Genomic DNA, 16,681 nt, shown 5'->3' with positions numbered 1-16,681 from the left:
AAAACTGGATACCGAAACGAATTTGCGTTTTAGAACATCTTTTAGCAACTTGTTCAAACAAGTAAATGTTATTAGTGAGATTTTTCGAAAGAAAAATCAAGGTTAAGCTAATAAGAGCACACGGAGGATGCCTAGGCGCCAGGAGCCGACGAAGGACGTGGCGAACAACGAAACTGCCTCGGGGAGCTGTAAGCAAGCTTTGATCCGGGGGTGTCCGAATGGGGAAACCCAGCTGTGGTAATTCGCAGTTACTCATACCTGAATACATAGGGTATGTAGAGGCAGACCAGGGGAACTGAAACATCTAAGTACCCTGAGGAAGAGAAAACAATAGTGATTCCGTCAGTAGCGGCGAGCGAACGCGGAACAGCCTAAACCTAAGAGCTTGCTCTTAGGGGTTGTGGGACGTCTCACATGGAGTTACAAAGGAATATGGTAGGTGAAGAGGTCTGGAAAGGCCCGCGATAGAGGTAAAAGCCCTGTAACCTAAACTGTGTTCTCTCCGAGACGGATCCCGAGTAGTGCGGGGCACGTGAAACCCCGTATGAATCCAGCAGGACCATCTGCTAAGGCTAAATACTACCTGGCGACCGATAGTGAAACAGTACCGTGAGGGAAAGGTGAAAAGCACCCCGGAAGGGGAGTGAAATAGAACCTGAAACCGTGTGCTTACAAAAAGTCAGAGCCCTATCTATGGGTGATGGCGTGCCTTTTGTAGAATGAACCGGCGAGTTACGTTTAACATGCAAGGTTAAGTCGAGAAGACGGAGCCGCAGCGAAAGCGAGTCTGAATAGGGCGAATTAGTATGTGGACGTAGACCCGAAACCGTGTGATCTACCCCTGTCCAGGGTGAAGGTGCGGTAACACGCACTGGAGGCCCGAACCCACGCACGTTGAAAAGTGCGGGGATGAGGTGGGGGTAGCGGAGAAATTCCAATCGAACTCGGAGATAGCTGGTTCTCCCCGAAATAGCTTTAGGGCTAGCCTCGGTATAAGAGTAGTGGAGGTAGAGCACTGATTGGGTGCGGGGTCCGCAAGGATTACCAAGCTCAGTCAAACTCCGAATGCCATATACTTATTGCCGGGAGTCAGACAGTGAGTGCTAAGATCCATTGTCAAAAGGGAAACAGCCCAGACCATCAGCTAAGGTCCCCAAGTGTGTGTTAAGTGGGAAAGGATGTGGAGTTGCACAGACAACCAGGATGTTGGCTTAGAAGCAGCCACCATTGAAAGAGTGCGTAATAGCTCACTGGTCGAGTGACTCTGCGCCGAAAATGTAACGGGGCTAAACACACCACCGAAGCTATGGCTAGATACGTATGTATCTGGGGTAGGGGAGCGTTGTATGTGGGTTGAAGGTGTACCGTAAGGAGCGCTGGACAGCATACAAGTGAGAATGCCGGTATGAGTAACGAAAAGATCAGTGAGAATCTGATCCGCCGAAAGCCCAAGGTTTCCTGAGGAAGGCTCGTCCGCTCAGGGTAAGTCGGGACCTAAGGCGAGGCCGAAAGGCGTAGTCGAAGGACAACAGTTTGAAATTACTGTACCACCGTAATCCGCTATGAGCGATGGGGTGACGCAGGAGGGTAGTGACGCGGACTGATGGATATGTCCGTCTAAGCAGTGAGGCTGATGTGTAGGCAAATCCGCACATCGTTAAGGCTGGGCTGTAATGGGGAGCGAAAATTGTAGTAGCGAAGGTCATGATCTCACACTGCCAAGAAAAGCCTCTAGCCAGGAGAAGGTGCCCGTACCGCAAACCGACACAGGTAGGCGAGAAGAGAATTCTAAGGCGCGCGGAAGAACTCTCGTTAAGGAACTCGGCAAAATGACCCCGTAACTTCGGGAGAAGGGGTGCCCCGGTAGTGTGAATAGCACGAGGGGGCCGCAGTGAAAAGGCCCAAGCGACTGTTTAGCAAAAACACAGGTCTGTGCGAAGCCGCAAGGCGAAGTATACGGGCTGACGCCTGCCCGGTGCTGGAAGGTTAAGGGGAGTGGTTAGGGGTAACCCGAAGCTATGAACCGAAGCCCCAGTAAACGGCGGCCGTAACTATAACGGTCCTAAGGTAGCGAAATTCCTTGTCAGGTAAATTCTGACCCGCACGAATGGCGTAACGACTTGGGCGCTGTCTCAACGAGAGATCCGGTGAAATTTTAATACCTGTGAAGATGCAGGTTACCCGCGACAAGACGGAAAGACCCCATGGAGCTTTACTGCAGCTTGATATTGAATTTGGGTACGATCTGTACAGGATAGGTGGGAGCCGTAGAAATCGGAGCGCAAGCTTCGGTGGAGGCGCCGTTGGGATACCACCCTGATCGTATCTAGGTTCTAACCTAGTGCCCTTACCGGGTACGGGGACCGTGTCAGGCGGGCAGTTTGACTGGGGCGGTCGCCTCCTAAAGAGTAACGGAGGCGTTCCAAGGTTCCCTCAGAATGGTTGGAAATCATTCGAAGAGTGCAAAGGCATAAGGGAGCTTGACTGCGAGACCTACAAGTCGAGCAGGGACGAAAGTCGGACTTAGTGATCCGGTGGTACCGCATGGAAGGGCCATCGCTCAACGGATAAAAGCTACCCTGGGGATAACAGGCTTATCTCCCCCAAGAGTCCACATCGACGGGGAGGTTTGGCACCTCGATGTCGGCTCATCGCATCCTGGGGCTGAAGTAGGTCCCAAGGGTTGGGCTGTTCGCCCATTAAAGCGGTACGCGAGCTGGGTTCAGAACGTCGTGAGACAGTTCGGTCCCTATCTGTCGTGGGCGCAGGAAATTTGAGAGGAGCTGTCCTTAGTACGAGAGGACCGGGATGGACGTACCGCTGGTGCACCAGTTGTTTCGCCAGAAGCATGGCTGGGTAGCTACGTACGGACGGGATAAGCGCTGAAAGCATCTAAGCGTGAAGCCCCCCTCAAGATGAGATTTCCCAATTAGTAAGACCCCTTGAAGACGACGAGGTAGATAGGTTGGAGGTGGAAGTGCAGTAATGCATGGAGCTGACCAATACTAATCGGTCGAGGGCTTATCCTAAAAATACCCCAAAAAGTGAAGAAGAAGCTGCGAAGCTAATTCCTAGTACTTTCCGGGGGCCCCGTAAGAAGGGCGAACGCAAATTCAATTCGGATTCAGTTTTCAGGAATCAAGTTCTAACCCATATGGTACTAGTGACCGTATGATGATGAATTTGTTTTCAGCATTTGGCGATGCTGAGACCTGAATAATGCATTTGTACCGCAAATGCCCGTTTGGTGGCGATAGCGGAGGGGTTCCACGCGTACCCATCCCGAACACGACCGTTAAGCCCTCCAGCGCCGATGGTACTTGGACCGAAGGGTCCTGGGAGAGTAGGACGTTGCCAAGCACGCGAGACCACTGTTGAGTAATCGACAGTGGTCTTTTTGTTATACAGAGAACCTGCATGTAAGGGTTTAAAGAAAACAAAAAGAACTAAATCTATTAAATACATTATTACATGAAAGGATTCTTATGATATTGTGATTAATAGAGTCTTAATGAGACTAGTCTTGGCCACTCAAAATATAGATTATTTATGGGGGAGAATCATCTTGATTATATGGATCAATGGAGCTTTTGGTGCGGGGAAGACAGAAACTGCATATCAATTACATCGCAGGCTTCCTAATTCCTTTGTATACGATCCAGAGAATGTTGGGTATTACATAAGAGCAAACATTCCCGATGTGATGACAATAAGTGACTTTCAGGACTATCACCTTTGGCGTGAAATTAATCATTCCATGTTAAAATACATAGTTAGCGAATATAGTGGGACGATTATCGTACCTATGACTATAGTCAACCCAGATTATTGGATAGAGATTGTGGGGAAGCTAATGAATGAAGGAATAGAGGTTCATCATTTCACTTTATGTGCCTCACGAGAGACGCTGCTTAAGCGATTGACTAGTAGAGGTGAGGAGAAGGACTCATGGGCCGTTCAACAGATCGACAGATGCATCACAGGACTGAACCAGGACGTATTCCGAGAGCATTTAGACACGAATAACCGGACTGTTCTTGAAGTCGTGGAGCTTATATCACTCAAGCTAGGCATTACTTTAATGCCTGCTTAGAATAGAAGTGAAAGTATTTTAATTTATGTATTGCTATACTTCGAAATACATGATATAATCTTTTTTGTTGTCAAAACATTTTGTTTTCAATAAGGCCCGTTGGTCAAGGGGTTAAGACACCTCCCTTTCACGGAGGTAACATGGGTTCGAATCCCATACGGGTCACCAATTTCTTTAAAACGTTATTGTTCTTCTGAAATAAAATGTTGCATTACTGGTTAGATTGTGTTATGATAATTGAGTTGCTTCTTTACATGGAGGCTTAGCTCAGCTGGGAGAGCATCTGCCTTACAAGCAGAGGGTCGGGGGTTCGATCCCCTCAGCCTCCACCATGAAACTTTCTTATTGTAATGGATAGTTGAATATTTTTTAATGACGCGGGGTGGAGCAGCCCGGTAGCTCGTCGGGCTCATAACCCGAAGGCCGCAGGTTCAAATCCTGCCCCCGCAACCAATTTTCATCAAGCAATTATATTTTTGGAACCGTGGTGTAGTTGGCCTAACATGCCTGCCTGTCACGCAGGAGATCGCGAGTTCGAATCTCGTCGGTTCCGCCATTTTTCTTGCTTTATGAGCCATTAGCTCAGTTGGTAGAGCACCTGACTTTTAATCAGGGTGTCGAAGGTTCGAGTCCTTCATGGCTCACTTCTTTAGTGAGTCGGACATCAATACATACCGTGTGCGGACGTGGCTCAGCGGTAGAGCATCGCCTTGCCAAGGCGAGGGTCGCGGGTTCGATTCCCGTCGTCCGCTCCATATAAATTTTGCGCCCTTAGCTCAGCTGGATAGAGCGTTTGACTACGAATCAAAAGGCCGGGAGTTCGAATCTCTCAGGGCGCGCCATCTTTTAACTCAATAATTTGCCGGTGTGGCGGAATGGCAGACGCGCTCGACTCAAAATCGAGAGGGAAACCGTGGAGGTTCGAGTCCTCTCACCGGTATCAATTAGCAAGCGAAGCTCTTATGCGTTATGCTAAGAGCTTTTGCTTTTCAAGTTCTATAAGATAAATCATTATATTGTGGACTCTTAGCTCAGTTGGTAGAGCAGTAGACTCTTAATCTATTTGTCCAGGGTTCGAGCCCCTGAGAGTCCATCCTAAAGGAGTTTATAAGATTGCTTACTAAGCGATTTTATAAACTCTTTTTCTTTGCTGAAATATATTACATCTTTATTGTCTTATTCATGGTTTGTGCTATGTTGATTTTTGAATTGAACCTAAGGTGATTCCTGAACTTTTTTTATACTGACGCCATTGGAAAGAAGCGCAGTAACACAGCACAACTATGACGAAGAACATGGTCTTTGGTGCACTGGGAGGACTGGCACAGCAAATGGCTTAAGCTTGAGATTTTCTATGAGCAACTTTGTTTAAAATATAGCTATGGATCAACTCATCTGCGATGGGTTGATTTTTTTATATCTGAATCGGAGAGGATCGGCGAAGGGACTATGTTTTGAAGGGGACATTGCAATAAGAAAAGGGAGGTTATAGAAGCCATGACAGGTTGCTGGACCTCCCTGATTCTGTTTGATTGAGCGAATTTACTCTACTGGCAATTTCTCCTGTGCCAGCTCTATTACTACCATTTGGTGATTCTCCAAGCAAGGAATTATATAAGAGATTTCATCCTGGCCTACCGTAAACGGCAGAGCTGTCATTGACGGGGCCAGATAGACCTGCTGGACAGGAGCAGAAGATAGAAGACGCAGGCTGACAGAAATGTCCCGTAGCGGCACGATGTCTTCGATAACTTCAATGCGTCCTTTTAGCACGGGGGAGGCATAAAGCAGATGGTTCACATAACGCTGCTCCGTCTGCTGATACTGCAGGGTCGCTATTCCCCGGGCCGGCAGATTGGTGCGCAGGGCAGGCTGGGGGACCAGCCGTGATAGCGCATGAAGCACCATCTCTTTCAGGATAAGATGGCCTGCTTCCGCATAATCGCTGAACACATCCCAAGCGATATAGATTCCATTGCTGCTTTCGACCATGCCTGGTCCATTGTCTTCCTTGGTACCAGGCGTGTGCTGATGTGAACAAAAGGTGAATACATCGCGGTTGAAATATGGATTCTCCAGATTACCCAGTGATTGTCCGTCATGCAATTCCACAAGCTGACCTTCGCCGTACATTACGTAGGAGGCTGGCAGCAGAGCCCCCGGGGTGAAATGCGGATAGAAATAAGCTGGCCGGTAAGGATTGGTTCCCAGCCAGTTGATACCCAGGTTCAGTGCAAACGCATCGCCTGCTGTGTTCAGACCTGAACGCCCGGTGGCGAGCACTTTACCTCCTCCAGCTGTGAAGATTTCAATAGCGGTGGATAACTCCGGCCATACCGGTACCTCATCCGGCAGTATCAGTACCTTATAAGCGGCAAAATCGCTGAAGGTATCTACGATGTCGAACAGATAATGGCCCTCGGTAAGCATGCGTACCGCACCCGCGTCGGCCAGATTGCGCGCTCCTCTCAATGCCTGCCCGTCGGGGCAGGCCTCACGTGCCGCCTCCAGGGACAAGACGGCAATGTCTGCAACGGACTCAACTCCGCTGCACCACTGCTCTTTCGCCTCCACCTCAGCGTAGGCAGCGCCGATCAGGGCATAGGTCGCTTCATCCATTAAGCCTGAAGGATGAAGCTGATCACCAATGGAGCATTTGGCACCGTGGGCCAGACTGAGCGCTGCTTCAAACCGCAGCGCATTCGGGTGCTTGTATCCGCCGAATTCGCCCCAGGAGGTATGGAATTTGCCGGTCATACCGAGAAATTCCATGCCCAGCGTCTGGGCGTACCGTGCTGACAGCGGGAAGTGATCGTAGCCCCAGCCTCCTGTAGGGAGCGACTCGAGCTCGAGATGGCTATTGACCTGCACGAGATCCCGGCGGCCCCGCTGCTGATGACCGTTGTTGTGATAGACCGGTAAACCAGGCTTCACAGCATCGATTGTCTCCCGGACGCGGCGTGCATAATTCAGATAAGTCTGCTCGCCCAAGGCAATGACTGAAGCCTCGTCGCGGGGGTCCAGGCCTGAGGCACGAAGTGCGTCAACGCAATACTGGCAGCGGCATTTACGGACGCCGACGATATCAAGAAAGATACCGTCGGTGTCATACCGGGAGACCACCTCATGGATTTGCGCCAGTAAAATGTCCAGATAAGGCGTGTTAAGGCAAAATTCGTGGTAACCCGGTGTCATAAAGTCCTTCACCCAGCGTGTGCGGTCCTCTGCATCGCGGATCAGCCACTCGGGATGCCGGCGAGCAAGCTTCTCGTCAAGACCAGCCGACAAATATACCGGCGTCAGTACTCCGATATCATGAGCTGCGGTGATCATCTCCCCCAGCAGATCAAAAGAGAGCTGCGGATGGATTTCATTGGCTTCGCTGGGATGATAAGCCCACCCGTGATGGCATTTGGAGAACACAGTGATAGAGTCTACATGACCGGCACGCAGCATGGACTGAAACTGGGATTTGGAGAATTCATTGGCTATGCCGGGAATGGCTTCAGAAGTATGGAAATCAAGGTGAACCTGACGAAAGCGCATGGATATACAGCCCCTTATCTAATTGGATGAAAAGCGGGTTCCCAGTCAATGTAACTCTTTTCTGCCGGAGCAGCCAGTGATAATATAGACTTGGAATAGCATAAAATCGACTTTGACAGGAGAGATATATGGTGCTGTGCCTGGAATTCGCGATACCTCCGTTGCCGCAATTTGTCACGGTGGGACATGCCGTCTGGTCGCCGGGAGACCGGCATTTCGTCCGCACCTTCGGCGTGTATGATCTGCTGCTGGTCAAACGGGGAACACTCTATATGACAGAAGAGGGCAGGGATTATGCAGTGGGTCCGGGAAAACTGCTGGTGCTGGAGGCAGGGCTGCTGCATGATGGGTATCGGGCCTGCGGGGAGGATACGGAGATTTACTGGGTGCACTTCATCCATGGATGTAAGCCAGCTCATATCCGGCGGGAGGACATTCCATGGTCGTCTCTGCTGGCCAAAGGAACGGTAGAGGATGAGGAGCCCTCTGTACAACAGCGTCTATACATGCCTAAGTACGCCACTGTTGACGTAGAAGCATTGGAGCCGATCTTGCATGAGATGAACGAGATCCATAGCCGGCTGAATGCTGAGAACGCACTCCGGCTTCATCTGCTGCTGGCTGGGCTGCTGGCGGCACTGCAAGAGGAATGTGCGCGGACTACCCTGCCGGAGCCGGCGGTCCGGCTGGCCCGGGCAGCCGCTGCCTATCTAGATATTCAATGGAGACAGCCATTTAACCTTGCCGCACTCGAGGAGGAGCTGCACTTCCAGGCGGATTATATTACGAGGTGCATGAAACAGCATATCGGAACCACACCGCTACAGTACGTGCTGCAGCGGCGCCTGGAAGAAGCCAAGAAACTGCTAAGCGGTACGGTGCTGGGCATCTCCGAAATCGCCGAACGGGTGGGCATTCACGATCCAAACTACATGACACGTTTGTTCAGCACAAGATTCGGCGTAACGCCCGGAGCGTACCGGCGGCGGCTGCGCCAAAAGGAAGATGCTACTGCCGTGAACGATACGCTGGAGCTCTAGGAGTTCCTTGGGGTCCGGCAGGATTCCTGATTTCTCTCTCGGTATTCGCTGGGTGTACAGTTAAATACTTTGCGGAACTGGCGGGAGTAATAGTTCTGGTCATGAAAGCCGCTGTCCATGGCCACCTGGGAAATCGTGAGTCCGGGGCTGCGCAGCAGCGTGCAGGAATAGTCCAGCCGCTTACGGATGACATAGTCCATAGGAGTGGTCTGATAATTGCGGGTGAAGACTCTCAGAAACTGGCGGGTTGACATATAAGCCATATCCGCCATGGATTGCAAGGTGATTGGCTGTAGAAAATGCTCTTCGATATAGGTGACTGTCTCACCGATCCGCAGCGCCTTGTTATCCTCGTGTTTGCTGCTGGTTTGGTAATAGCGTGATAGCATGCCTACCAGAGCAGTAAAATAGGTGCGGATCATCAGCCTGTACCCTTCAGGCTGCCGGTCATGCTCTTCGAGGATATTATCCAGCAGCCGTGTAGCCTCCAAGAGTTGTTCTGCTTCAAGGGAGAGCATGCCTTTGAAATACATTTCCTTTCGGTAAAAAGGCTCAATGTAAAATAATGCCTGAAAGCCCGGCATCAGTCTGAGCTCGGACTGCTGCAGCAGCTGCTCAGGCTGGAACATCACATTAAAGTATTCGATGCCGTCGACATCCTTGTAACCATGGGAAACATCGCTGTGGATCAGAAAAACCTGGCCGGCAGTGACTGGATACTCTCTCCCCTCAATGATATGCACGGCGTTTCCCGACAGAATGACGACCAGCTCGGAGAAGTCATGGCTGTGGACATAGTAATCATGGGTCAGTGGACATTTCTGGATTCTAAAAGTGAAACCGGGTTCAAGTCCGATGTCCTGTGCAAATATTTTGGTTGTCATGGCCATATTATGCTAAAGAAGGTCGAAATCGTCAAGGCGGAAAAGGACAGCCGGCGCTACCATTAGAATGCGGGGCATCGCCTGGCTTCGGCCAAGCGGGAGATCTGCGCGATGGTCAGGAGGGATAAATATGTTGCATCTATTTACTGACAAGGTAACAAAAGATTCCGCAGATTCCCAGATTCTATTTCTAGGGGACAGCATTACGGCTGACGGTCTATATATCCGCTTAACCAGGGAGTGGCTGCAGGTGCACCGTCCGGATTGGACGGTAGAACTGGTCCCTTGCGGTGTTCCCAGCGAGACGGCTTCGGGACTTAGCGAAGCCACTCATCCTTTTCCACGGCCCTGTGTACATAACCGGCTGTCAAGAGAGCTTAAGGAAGCCTCTCCCAGTGTGGTCGTAGCCTGCTACGGGATGAATGACGGGATTTATCATCCCTTTTCGGAAGAACGTTTTGCAGCCTATCAGGTGGGGATGCTGCGGCTGAGCACACAAATTCGGGAAGCAGGGGCCAAAGCCGTGCTGATGACACCGCCGCCATTCGACGCCCCGTCAATGAACGGTACGCTGCAGCCGGCGGAAGCGGATGATTTCAGCTATTTGGTGCCCTACAGAGATTACGATCATGTGCTGGAGCGTTATGCGGACTGGCTGCTAAGCGGGGGCTGTCCCGCTGATGGTGTCATCGATCTGCGCACACCGCTGCTGGAGCATATCCGGCATGAGAGGTCGGTTAATGCCTCGTATAGATATGGCGACGGTATCCATCCGGATGTATCAGGACATAGGGTTATAGCACGCATACTTCTGCGGGATTTGTTCCACGCAGAGCTGGATAAGCTGTCGGATGCAGAGGATTCGCGGGAGGCGGCCCGCGAAAACGCGGATTGACAAGCAAAACAAGGCGGGATTATATTAAGGTCACCCTAAAATCAGGGAGTGAGGACACATGAATGTACTGCAGACAATCCGTTCGCGCAAATATCTACAGCGGATTTTGCTCAGCTTTATGCTTGTTGTCGCCGTTCTGGCGGTCGCTTCGCTGGTTGTGAACTCGAGCGCCCGCGGCAAGGTACTTAGTCTGCAGAACGAAGCCGACCGGAAGCTGCTTACCCAAATTAACTACAATATAGAGAATATGAATGGTATCGTTAAGGATCTGGCAGTATCCCTTTATAATGATGAAGAGCTGCTCGCGCTGAAGTCCGGCGCAGATTACAAACAGAGCATTCTCAAGATCGAGCGCCTAAACCATACAGTGGCGGCTTCCCCGTATTTGCATGCAGCTGTCTTTTACAACGGTGCCCAGCACCGGTTCTTCTCTTCGCTGAATCATGAGATTAACAATAGTCTTCTTTACGATTCCTTGAAGAAATACATGAACTCCCGGGCTGATCTGCCGAAGCTGCAGCTGATTCCGCTGGACCTTGACGGAAAGGACGGGGGGATTGATGTGTTTGCTACATTCATTTATGACGGGGAGTCTCTTGGTTCTATCAATGACAATGTGCTGATTTTAACGGTGAAGCCGGGTTGGATGCTGGATAACATGAAAGCGCTTAATCATGTAGCGGAACGGGAAAATGATGTGCTCTTTATCACGGACAGCGAAGGCGAGGTGCTTATTTCTACCAACGGGCAGCTGCCTGACGGGCTTAACATCAAGGCGGATTTGCTGCCGCGGATTTCCTCCTCGGATACGGTTCTTAATTCTTTTAACTATACGAATGGAGAAAGGAAATATAAGGTCACTTATCTGAGCAAAGCGATGAATAACTGGCAGATCGTCAGTATGCAGGACTACGATGTTGTGCTGGGCAGCGTCCGGCAGATGAAATGGACGGAGGTAGCGGTCACGCTGTCTGTAGTCCTGCTCGCTATCCTGCTGTCCGTATTCTTTGCATTGCGGCTGTATAAGCCGGTGGGTCAGCTGCTGACGCTGGTGCCGCAGGATGTACGCGGCGCCCCGCAGGCGAAGGATGAGCTGTCGCTGATTGCGGCCAACGTAACTGAGATGATCAGCAAGCTGAAGGGTCTGGAGCTGGAACGGGCATCGCAGTCGAATATCGCTAAGCTTTACCAGCTGCGGAGTCTGATCGGGTCAAGCGGCAGTATTGATGAACAGGCATTCCAGCAGATCAGAAAGCAGCACGGAATTGACATCGCTTTTCCGTCGCCTCTGCGACTAGCCTTGGTGCAGATCGACAATCTGCAGGGACTTGCGGCAGATCCGGGGCTGCCGATGGAATCCCTGCTTTACTTTGCCATTGCCAATATCGGTCAGGAGCTGTTGCGGCTTGAAGGGTCCTGCGAAGCGGCGGACATGAAAAGCGGCCATCTTGTCTTTATCGTCGGCAGTGAAGCAGGGACACTTACGAAGCTGGATGAGCGCTTTAGAGCGCTTCAGCAGACTATTTTTGACTATTACCATATTACCTTTACGGTTACGCTGAGCGAATTGTTCACAGATTACCGGTGTATATCGGAGCATTATAATCTAGCCATTCGCCACTCCAATTACCGGATGATTTTCGGCAAGGGAGTAGTGCTTGAACCTGAAATGCTTCGGGAGAATGAGGAGAATGAATCCCTGCGCATTCCGCAGGAGCTGGAAAGGCAGCTGACGGAAGGACTGAAGGGCGGGGATCTGGCGGAGACGGAGCAAGCGATACGCAAATGGAGGGAGCTGCTCGGCGGCTTCAGTTTCGAAAATATGTTCTCTGCGGTGCTTCATCTTGCTGTTACATTAAGCAATACGCTTGGCGAGATGAACAATCGTAACGTCAATCCGGTGCCTTACAACCTGCAGGCCATTAACCGTCGTATTCTTGAAAAAGAGACACTGGATGAGATTGAGGGCGTACTCCTGGAGGTTGTACGCGAGGTCACAGGGCAGCGCAAGAGCGGGCGTGAAGATAAGAACAGGCTGCTTGCAGAAACGGTGAAGGAAATTATCGACAAGCATTATGCCGATCCAGATCTTAATGTGCAGCGGATTGCCGACATGCTCAAGATGAGCTCCGTCTATCTGGGCCAAGTCTTCAAAGCGCAGGAAGGAACGACCGTTGTTGACCAGATTAACGCAGCGCGTTTGAGCAGTGCCAGAGAGTGCCTGGAACAGAAGGACTTAACCGTAACTGAAATTATGGAAAAGGTCGGGTTCGGGAATGAAAGCTATTTCTACCGTTTATTTAAACGGCGCTATGGAACGACACCGAAGGAGTACCGACTGAAATCTGCCATTGACCGCAGCAGATAACCTGTCCAATTTATACTTAAGTCAGCCCGCAAATGAACCCTGTTCATTTGCGGGCTTTTTGCTAACTAAAGGAATCTAAAAGATCCCCGCTATAAATTATCTTTCTATTACCCGCTGCTTCAACTCCGCCCGGCCAGAACAGTAAACTGGCAACAATACAGTCCCTCTTTACAGCAATCTTGCAATTGTACAGTAACGCCAAAGCTTGATTCTGCGCTATTGTTAGTCTTGCAAAGCTGGAACACAGGCAAACAGCTGCAGCTAAGGAAGGAAAGGAAGGGGCTTTGGTTATGTTGAATAAGGTTCCACTAGCGGATCAAAGAGCAAATTCAGGTGTGCCGCCCGGAACGCGCAAAAAGAATTGGATCGGAAGAGAGCTTCATCATTTCCGGAATAACCGGGAGCTGTTTCTACTCTCGCTGCCGGGATTACTGTACAAATTGATTTTTGCCTATATTCCAATGATCGGCTTGATTATCGCCTTCAAAAATTACCGGTATGATCTCGGAATCTTCGGCAGCAAGTGGGTAGGTCTGGATAACTTCCGTTATTTATTCACTACCGACACAGCGTGGCGGATTACCCGTAATACAGTTCTTTATAACACCGCTTACATTCTGGTAGGCACCTCGGCAGCGCTGCTGCTGGCGATTCTCATGAACGAAATCAAGGCAAAGTGGAGCAAGTTCTACCAGACAGCCTTGTTTCTGCCCCACTTTCTTTCCTGGGTACTGGTGGGTTACGTGGCGTACGCCTTTTTGAACCATTCTGACGGCTTTATCAATCGTACGCTGGAATCCTTCGGTCTGGACCCGGTAAGTTGGTATCAGAATGCTACACCGTGGCCGGTGATTCTTATCCTGGTTCAATTATGGAAAGTGGTAGGGTTCAACACGCTGATTTATTTTGCCGGCATCATAGGTATTAACAGCGAATATTACGAGGCGGCGCGGATCGACGGGGCAACCAAAAGGCAGATGGCGTTCAAAATCACCATTCCGCTGCTGGCTCCGCTGGTCATTATTATGCTGATCCTGTCCATTGGCAACATGTTCCGCGGCGACTTTGGCCTGCATTATTTTATACCGAATAACTCAGGCTTTCTCTACGGTTCTACCGATATCATCGACACCTATGTGTACCGTGCGCTGCGCGAAGTCGGCAATGTGAGTATGTCTGCGGCTACAGGTTTCTATCAGTCGGTTGTCGGTCTGGTGCTGGTGCTGAGTGCAAACCGAATCGTGCGCAGAATCAATCCCGATCATTCCTTATGGTAAGGAGGTGCCCTGAAAGTGTCCAAGAAATTCGAGTTTTCCAAGCTATTTATTAACCTGCTGTTTACGGTGCTTTCACTGGTGGTCGTCCTGCCTTTTCTGCTCGTTATAGCAGTGTCGCTTACGGATGAAAAGTCGCTGACCGAAAACGGGTATCAGTTTCTCCCTAAATCGTTCAGTCTGGATGCCTATCGTTATCTGCTGGACGCTCCCGACATTCTGCTCCGGGCTTACGGAGTGACGCTCATGGTGACCGTGATTGGCGCATTAGCCGGGCTGCTGCTGACTGCGATGACCGCATACGTCATTTCAAGGCAGGATTATCGGTATAACCGGGTGACCACATTTTATGTGTTTTTCACCATGCTGTTTAGCGGGGGACTCGTTCCTTCCTACATTCTCATTACGCAATATTTGCATCTGAAAGATAGCCTGCTGGCGCTGATTCTTCCTATCCTGCTGTCGCCGTTCAACATCATGGTCATGAAGGGCTTCATGTCCAAAATTCCCCTTGAGATCATTGAATCAGCCAAAATTGACGGAGCGCGGGAATTCCGCATTTTCTTCAAGATTATTTTGCCGCTGTCGACGCCAGCACTGGCTACGCTGGGTCTCCTGATTTCATTTACGTACTGGAATGAATGGTTCAACGCGATGTTATACATTGACGATCCTAATAAAGTTCCGTTGCAGCTCCTGCTGGTTCGGACACTCAACAGTATTGAGTTTCTGACTACGAACTCGGAATTTACGCAGCAGCTCGGCATCGATCTGGCGAGTTTCCCTAACAATTCGGCGCGGATGGCGATCGCTGTGCTGGCCGGTGGACCGATGCTGGTGATCTTCCCGTTTTTTCAGCGGTTTTTCGTTAAAGGACTTACGGTTGGCTCCCTAAAGGGTTAACATACAATTACATGTACAAAGTACAGGAGGTCACTTACATGAAAAAGAGGCTGTTTGGAGTTTTGGCATCCGTATTGCTCGTTGCATCCGTGTTGTCAGGCTGCGGAGGGAACAATAACGGTGGCAACAGTAATGCCGGGAAAGGCGCGGAAGGAAGCGGAGCGGAAAGCACACAAAGCGCGGCTCCGGAATCAGGAAACGCAGGCGAGCTAAAGCCGGTTGAATTGACCTGGTATTATCCGCTGTCACAGCTTCAGGCCGACCAGGAGAAGGTACAGGAGGAAGTTAACAAAATCGTGAAGGCGAAGATTAATGCCACAGTCAAGCTAATGCCTGTTGCGATCGGAGATTATGTGCAGAAGATGAACACGGTGCTGGCGGCGGGGGAGAAGTTCGACATTCTCTGGACCGGCTATATGCTGAAGCCGGAAGAGCTGGTGCGCAAAGGAGCCATCCAGCCGATGGATGCTCTGCTTGATGAATACGCACCGGAGCTGAAGGCGGATGTACCGCAGGTGATGTGGGACGGTCTTTCGGTCGACGGAGAAATTTACGGTATCCCGAATCAGCAGATCAACGGCTCCCGTTACGGATTTATCATCCAGAAACGTTTTGCTGACAAGTATAATCTTGATACCGCTTCCATCAAGAAAATTGCAGATATTGAACCGTTCTTGGCCCAAATCAAGCAAAATGAACCGGACATTATTCCATTTGGTTTATTCGGCACTTCTTTCATCAATCCGCAATCACATGACGACAAGTACTGGGTAGTTCCGGGACTAGATGACCATTTCTATATCAAAACTGATGATCCTACCTACACACTGCAGCGTTATCCGGAGGAAGAGCTGGACAATTTCCGACTGGCTAGCAAATGGTATAAGGAAGGTTATATTTATAAAGATGCAGCTACGGAAAAAATGAATGATTATCTCGTCAAAGGCCAAATCGCAGTCGATTTCAACGTTACACTGAAGCCCGGTGTGGAAGCTGAAGTCAAGGCCAAAAACGGCGGCAATGAGGTTATTACAGTTCCGCTCAGCGACTGGTTCTCCAACGGATATTCGGCTACGACCAACCAATCGATCAGCCGGACTGCTCCTAATCCGGAACGTGCGATGATGTTCCTCAATCTGGTGAATACCGATAAGGAGCTGTACAATCTGCTCTGCAACGGCGTAGCTGGTGAACACTATGAGAAGACCAATGGTGAATACATCAAGGCTCTGGCAGATTCCCGTTATCTGCCGAATATGGACTGGGTTTTTGGGAGCGTATTCAATTCTTATCTGAAAGAGGGACAGCCGGAAAACGTCTGGGAAGAAACTAAAAAGATCAATTCCAATTCAGAGGTCAATCCTGTCGGCGCCTTCAAGTTCAATTCCGAGCCAGTGAATACGGAGATCGCCAACCTTAACGCTGTCTGGGGTGAATACAAACGGGGACTGGTTACTGGAACACTCGATTTCGAAGAAACCTGGCCTGCACTTTACGGCAAGCTGAAGGAAGCGGGCGAAGAGAAATACGTAGCGGAAGTAACCAAACAATTCGAGCAATTCCTTAAGGATAAAGGATTGAAGAAGTAAGGAGATCGTAGGAACCTGCTGCTTAAGGACGGCTTCGCCAAGGCTTAACACCGACGGCTTCTCCTACATGCTGTTCGATGACATCACCT

At 50.2% G+C, this 16,681-nt stretch carries 9 protein-coding genes, 9 tRNA genes and 2 rRNA genes; 18 read left to right on the top strand and 2 right to left on the bottom strand.

Annotation, left to right across the window (positions count from 1 at the left end; genetic code table 11):
- The first annotated feature begins 100 nt into the window (after nt 1-100).
- The 12 genes from ACN6MV_RS24645 to ACN6MV_RS24590 all read left to right on the top strand — a co-directional run bounded on the left by ACN6MV_RS24645 (nt 101) and on the right by ACN6MV_RS24590 (nt 5,186).
- Nucleotides 101-3,029: ribosomal RNA gene (locus ACN6MV_RS24645) — 23S ribosomal RNA — on the top strand.
- Nucleotides 3,030-3,243: 214 nt separating this feature from the next.
- A 5S ribosomal RNA gene (gene rrf, locus ACN6MV_RS24640) occupies nt 3,244-3,360 on the top strand.
- A gap of 205 nt (nt 3,361-3,565) precedes the next feature.
- On the top strand, nt 3,566-4,093 hold the full coding sequence (locus ACN6MV_RS24635) for an AAA family ATPase (RefSeq protein WP_042130542.1): 528 nt from the start codon (nt 3,566-3,568) through the stop codon (nt 4,091-4,093).
- Between the two features lie 93 nt (nt 4,094-4,186).
- Nucleotides 4,187-4,261 (top strand) — tRNA-Glu (locus tag ACN6MV_RS24630).
- A gap of 88 nt (nt 4,262-4,349) precedes the next feature.
- Nucleotides 4,350-4,425, top strand: a tRNA-Val gene (locus ACN6MV_RS24625).
- A gap of 44 nt (nt 4,426-4,469) precedes the next feature.
- A tRNA-Met gene (locus ACN6MV_RS24620) sits at nt 4,470-4,546 on the top strand.
- A 25-nt stretch (nt 4,547-4,571) separates the two neighbouring features.
- A tRNA-Asp gene (locus tag ACN6MV_RS24615) sits at nt 4,572-4,649 on the top strand.
- 15 nt (nt 4,650-4,664) lie between these two features.
- Nucleotides 4,665-4,737, top strand: a tRNA-Lys gene (locus ACN6MV_RS24610).
- A gap of 36 nt (nt 4,738-4,773) precedes the next feature.
- A tRNA-Gly gene (locus tag ACN6MV_RS24605) sits at nt 4,774-4,848 on the top strand.
- 10 nt (nt 4,849-4,858) lie between these two features.
- Nucleotides 4,859-4,935, top strand: a tRNA-Arg gene (locus ACN6MV_RS24600).
- Between the two features lie 19 nt (nt 4,936-4,954).
- Nucleotides 4,955-5,033: transfer RNA gene (locus ACN6MV_RS24595), tRNA-Leu, on the top strand.
- Between the two features lie 80 nt (nt 5,034-5,113).
- Nucleotides 5,114-5,186 (top strand) — tRNA-Lys (locus ACN6MV_RS24590).
- Nucleotides 5,187-5,635: 449 nt separating this feature from the next.
- Here ACN6MV_RS24590 and ACN6MV_RS24585 read toward each other — a convergent pair.
- Complete coding sequence (locus ACN6MV_RS24585; RefSeq protein ID WP_419885056.1) at nt 5,636-7,639, bottom strand: beta-galactosidase; 2,004 nt, start codon at nt 7,637-7,639, stop codon at nt 5,636-5,638.
- Nucleotides 7,640-7,767: 128 nt separating this feature from the next.
- Between ACN6MV_RS24585 and ACN6MV_RS24580 the strand changes: the two genes are divergently transcribed.
- Entirely contained in the window at nt 7,768-8,679 is a 912-nt protein-coding gene (locus tag ACN6MV_RS24580) for an AraC family transcriptional regulator (protein ID WP_419885055.1), read from the top strand.
- On the opposite strand, the gene ACN6MV_RS24575 is transcribed toward ACN6MV_RS24580, so the two are convergent.
- Nucleotides 8,676-9,563, bottom strand: coding sequence for a helix-turn-helix domain-containing protein (locus ACN6MV_RS24575; protein WP_419885054.1), 888 nt, complete (start codon nt 9,561-9,563; stop codon nt 8,676-8,678). The genes ACN6MV_RS24580 and ACN6MV_RS24575 overlap by 4 nt on opposite strands.
- 130 nt (nt 9,564-9,693) lie before the next feature.
- Between ACN6MV_RS24575 and ACN6MV_RS24570 the strand changes: the two genes are divergently transcribed.
- The 5 genes from ACN6MV_RS24570 to ACN6MV_RS24550 all read left to right on the top strand — a co-directional run bounded on the left by ACN6MV_RS24570 (nt 9,694) and on the right by ACN6MV_RS24550 (nt 16,592).
- On the top strand, nt 9,694-10,458 hold the full coding sequence (locus tag ACN6MV_RS24570) for a GDSL-type esterase/lipase family protein (protein ID WP_419885053.1): 765 nt from the start codon (nt 9,694-9,696) through the stop codon (nt 10,456-10,458).
- Between the two features lie 58 nt (nt 10,459-10,516).
- A complete protein-coding gene (locus tag ACN6MV_RS24565) occupies nt 10,517-12,826 on the top strand; it encodes a helix-turn-helix domain-containing protein (protein ID WP_419885052.1) in 2,310 nt (769 codons plus the stop codon).
- A gap of 290 nt (nt 12,827-13,116) precedes the next feature.
- On the top strand, nt 13,117-14,103 hold the full coding sequence (locus tag ACN6MV_RS24560; RefSeq protein WP_419885051.1) for an ABC transporter permease: 987 nt from the start codon (nt 13,117-13,119) through the stop codon (nt 14,101-14,103).
- Between the two features lie 15 nt (nt 14,104-14,118).
- Nucleotides 14,119-15,003, top strand: coding sequence for a carbohydrate ABC transporter permease (locus ACN6MV_RS24555; RefSeq protein ID WP_042130532.1), 885 nt, complete (start codon nt 14,119-14,121; stop codon nt 15,001-15,003).
- Between the two features lie 38 nt (nt 15,004-15,041).
- A complete protein-coding gene (locus ACN6MV_RS24550; RefSeq protein ID WP_042130530.1) occupies nt 15,042-16,592 on the top strand; it encodes an ABC transporter substrate-binding protein in 1,551 nt (516 codons plus the stop codon).
- Nucleotides 16,593-16,681 lie beyond the last annotated feature (89 nt).

The organism is Paenibacillus sp. B-A-8 (genome assembly GCF_048572915.1).
Lineage (GTDB): Bacteria > Bacillota > Bacilli > Paenibacillales > Paenibacillaceae > Paenibacillus_AQ.
The sequence above is the reverse complement of the archived record's forward strand: the minus strand, read 5'-3'. Positions and strand labels throughout refer to the sequence as shown.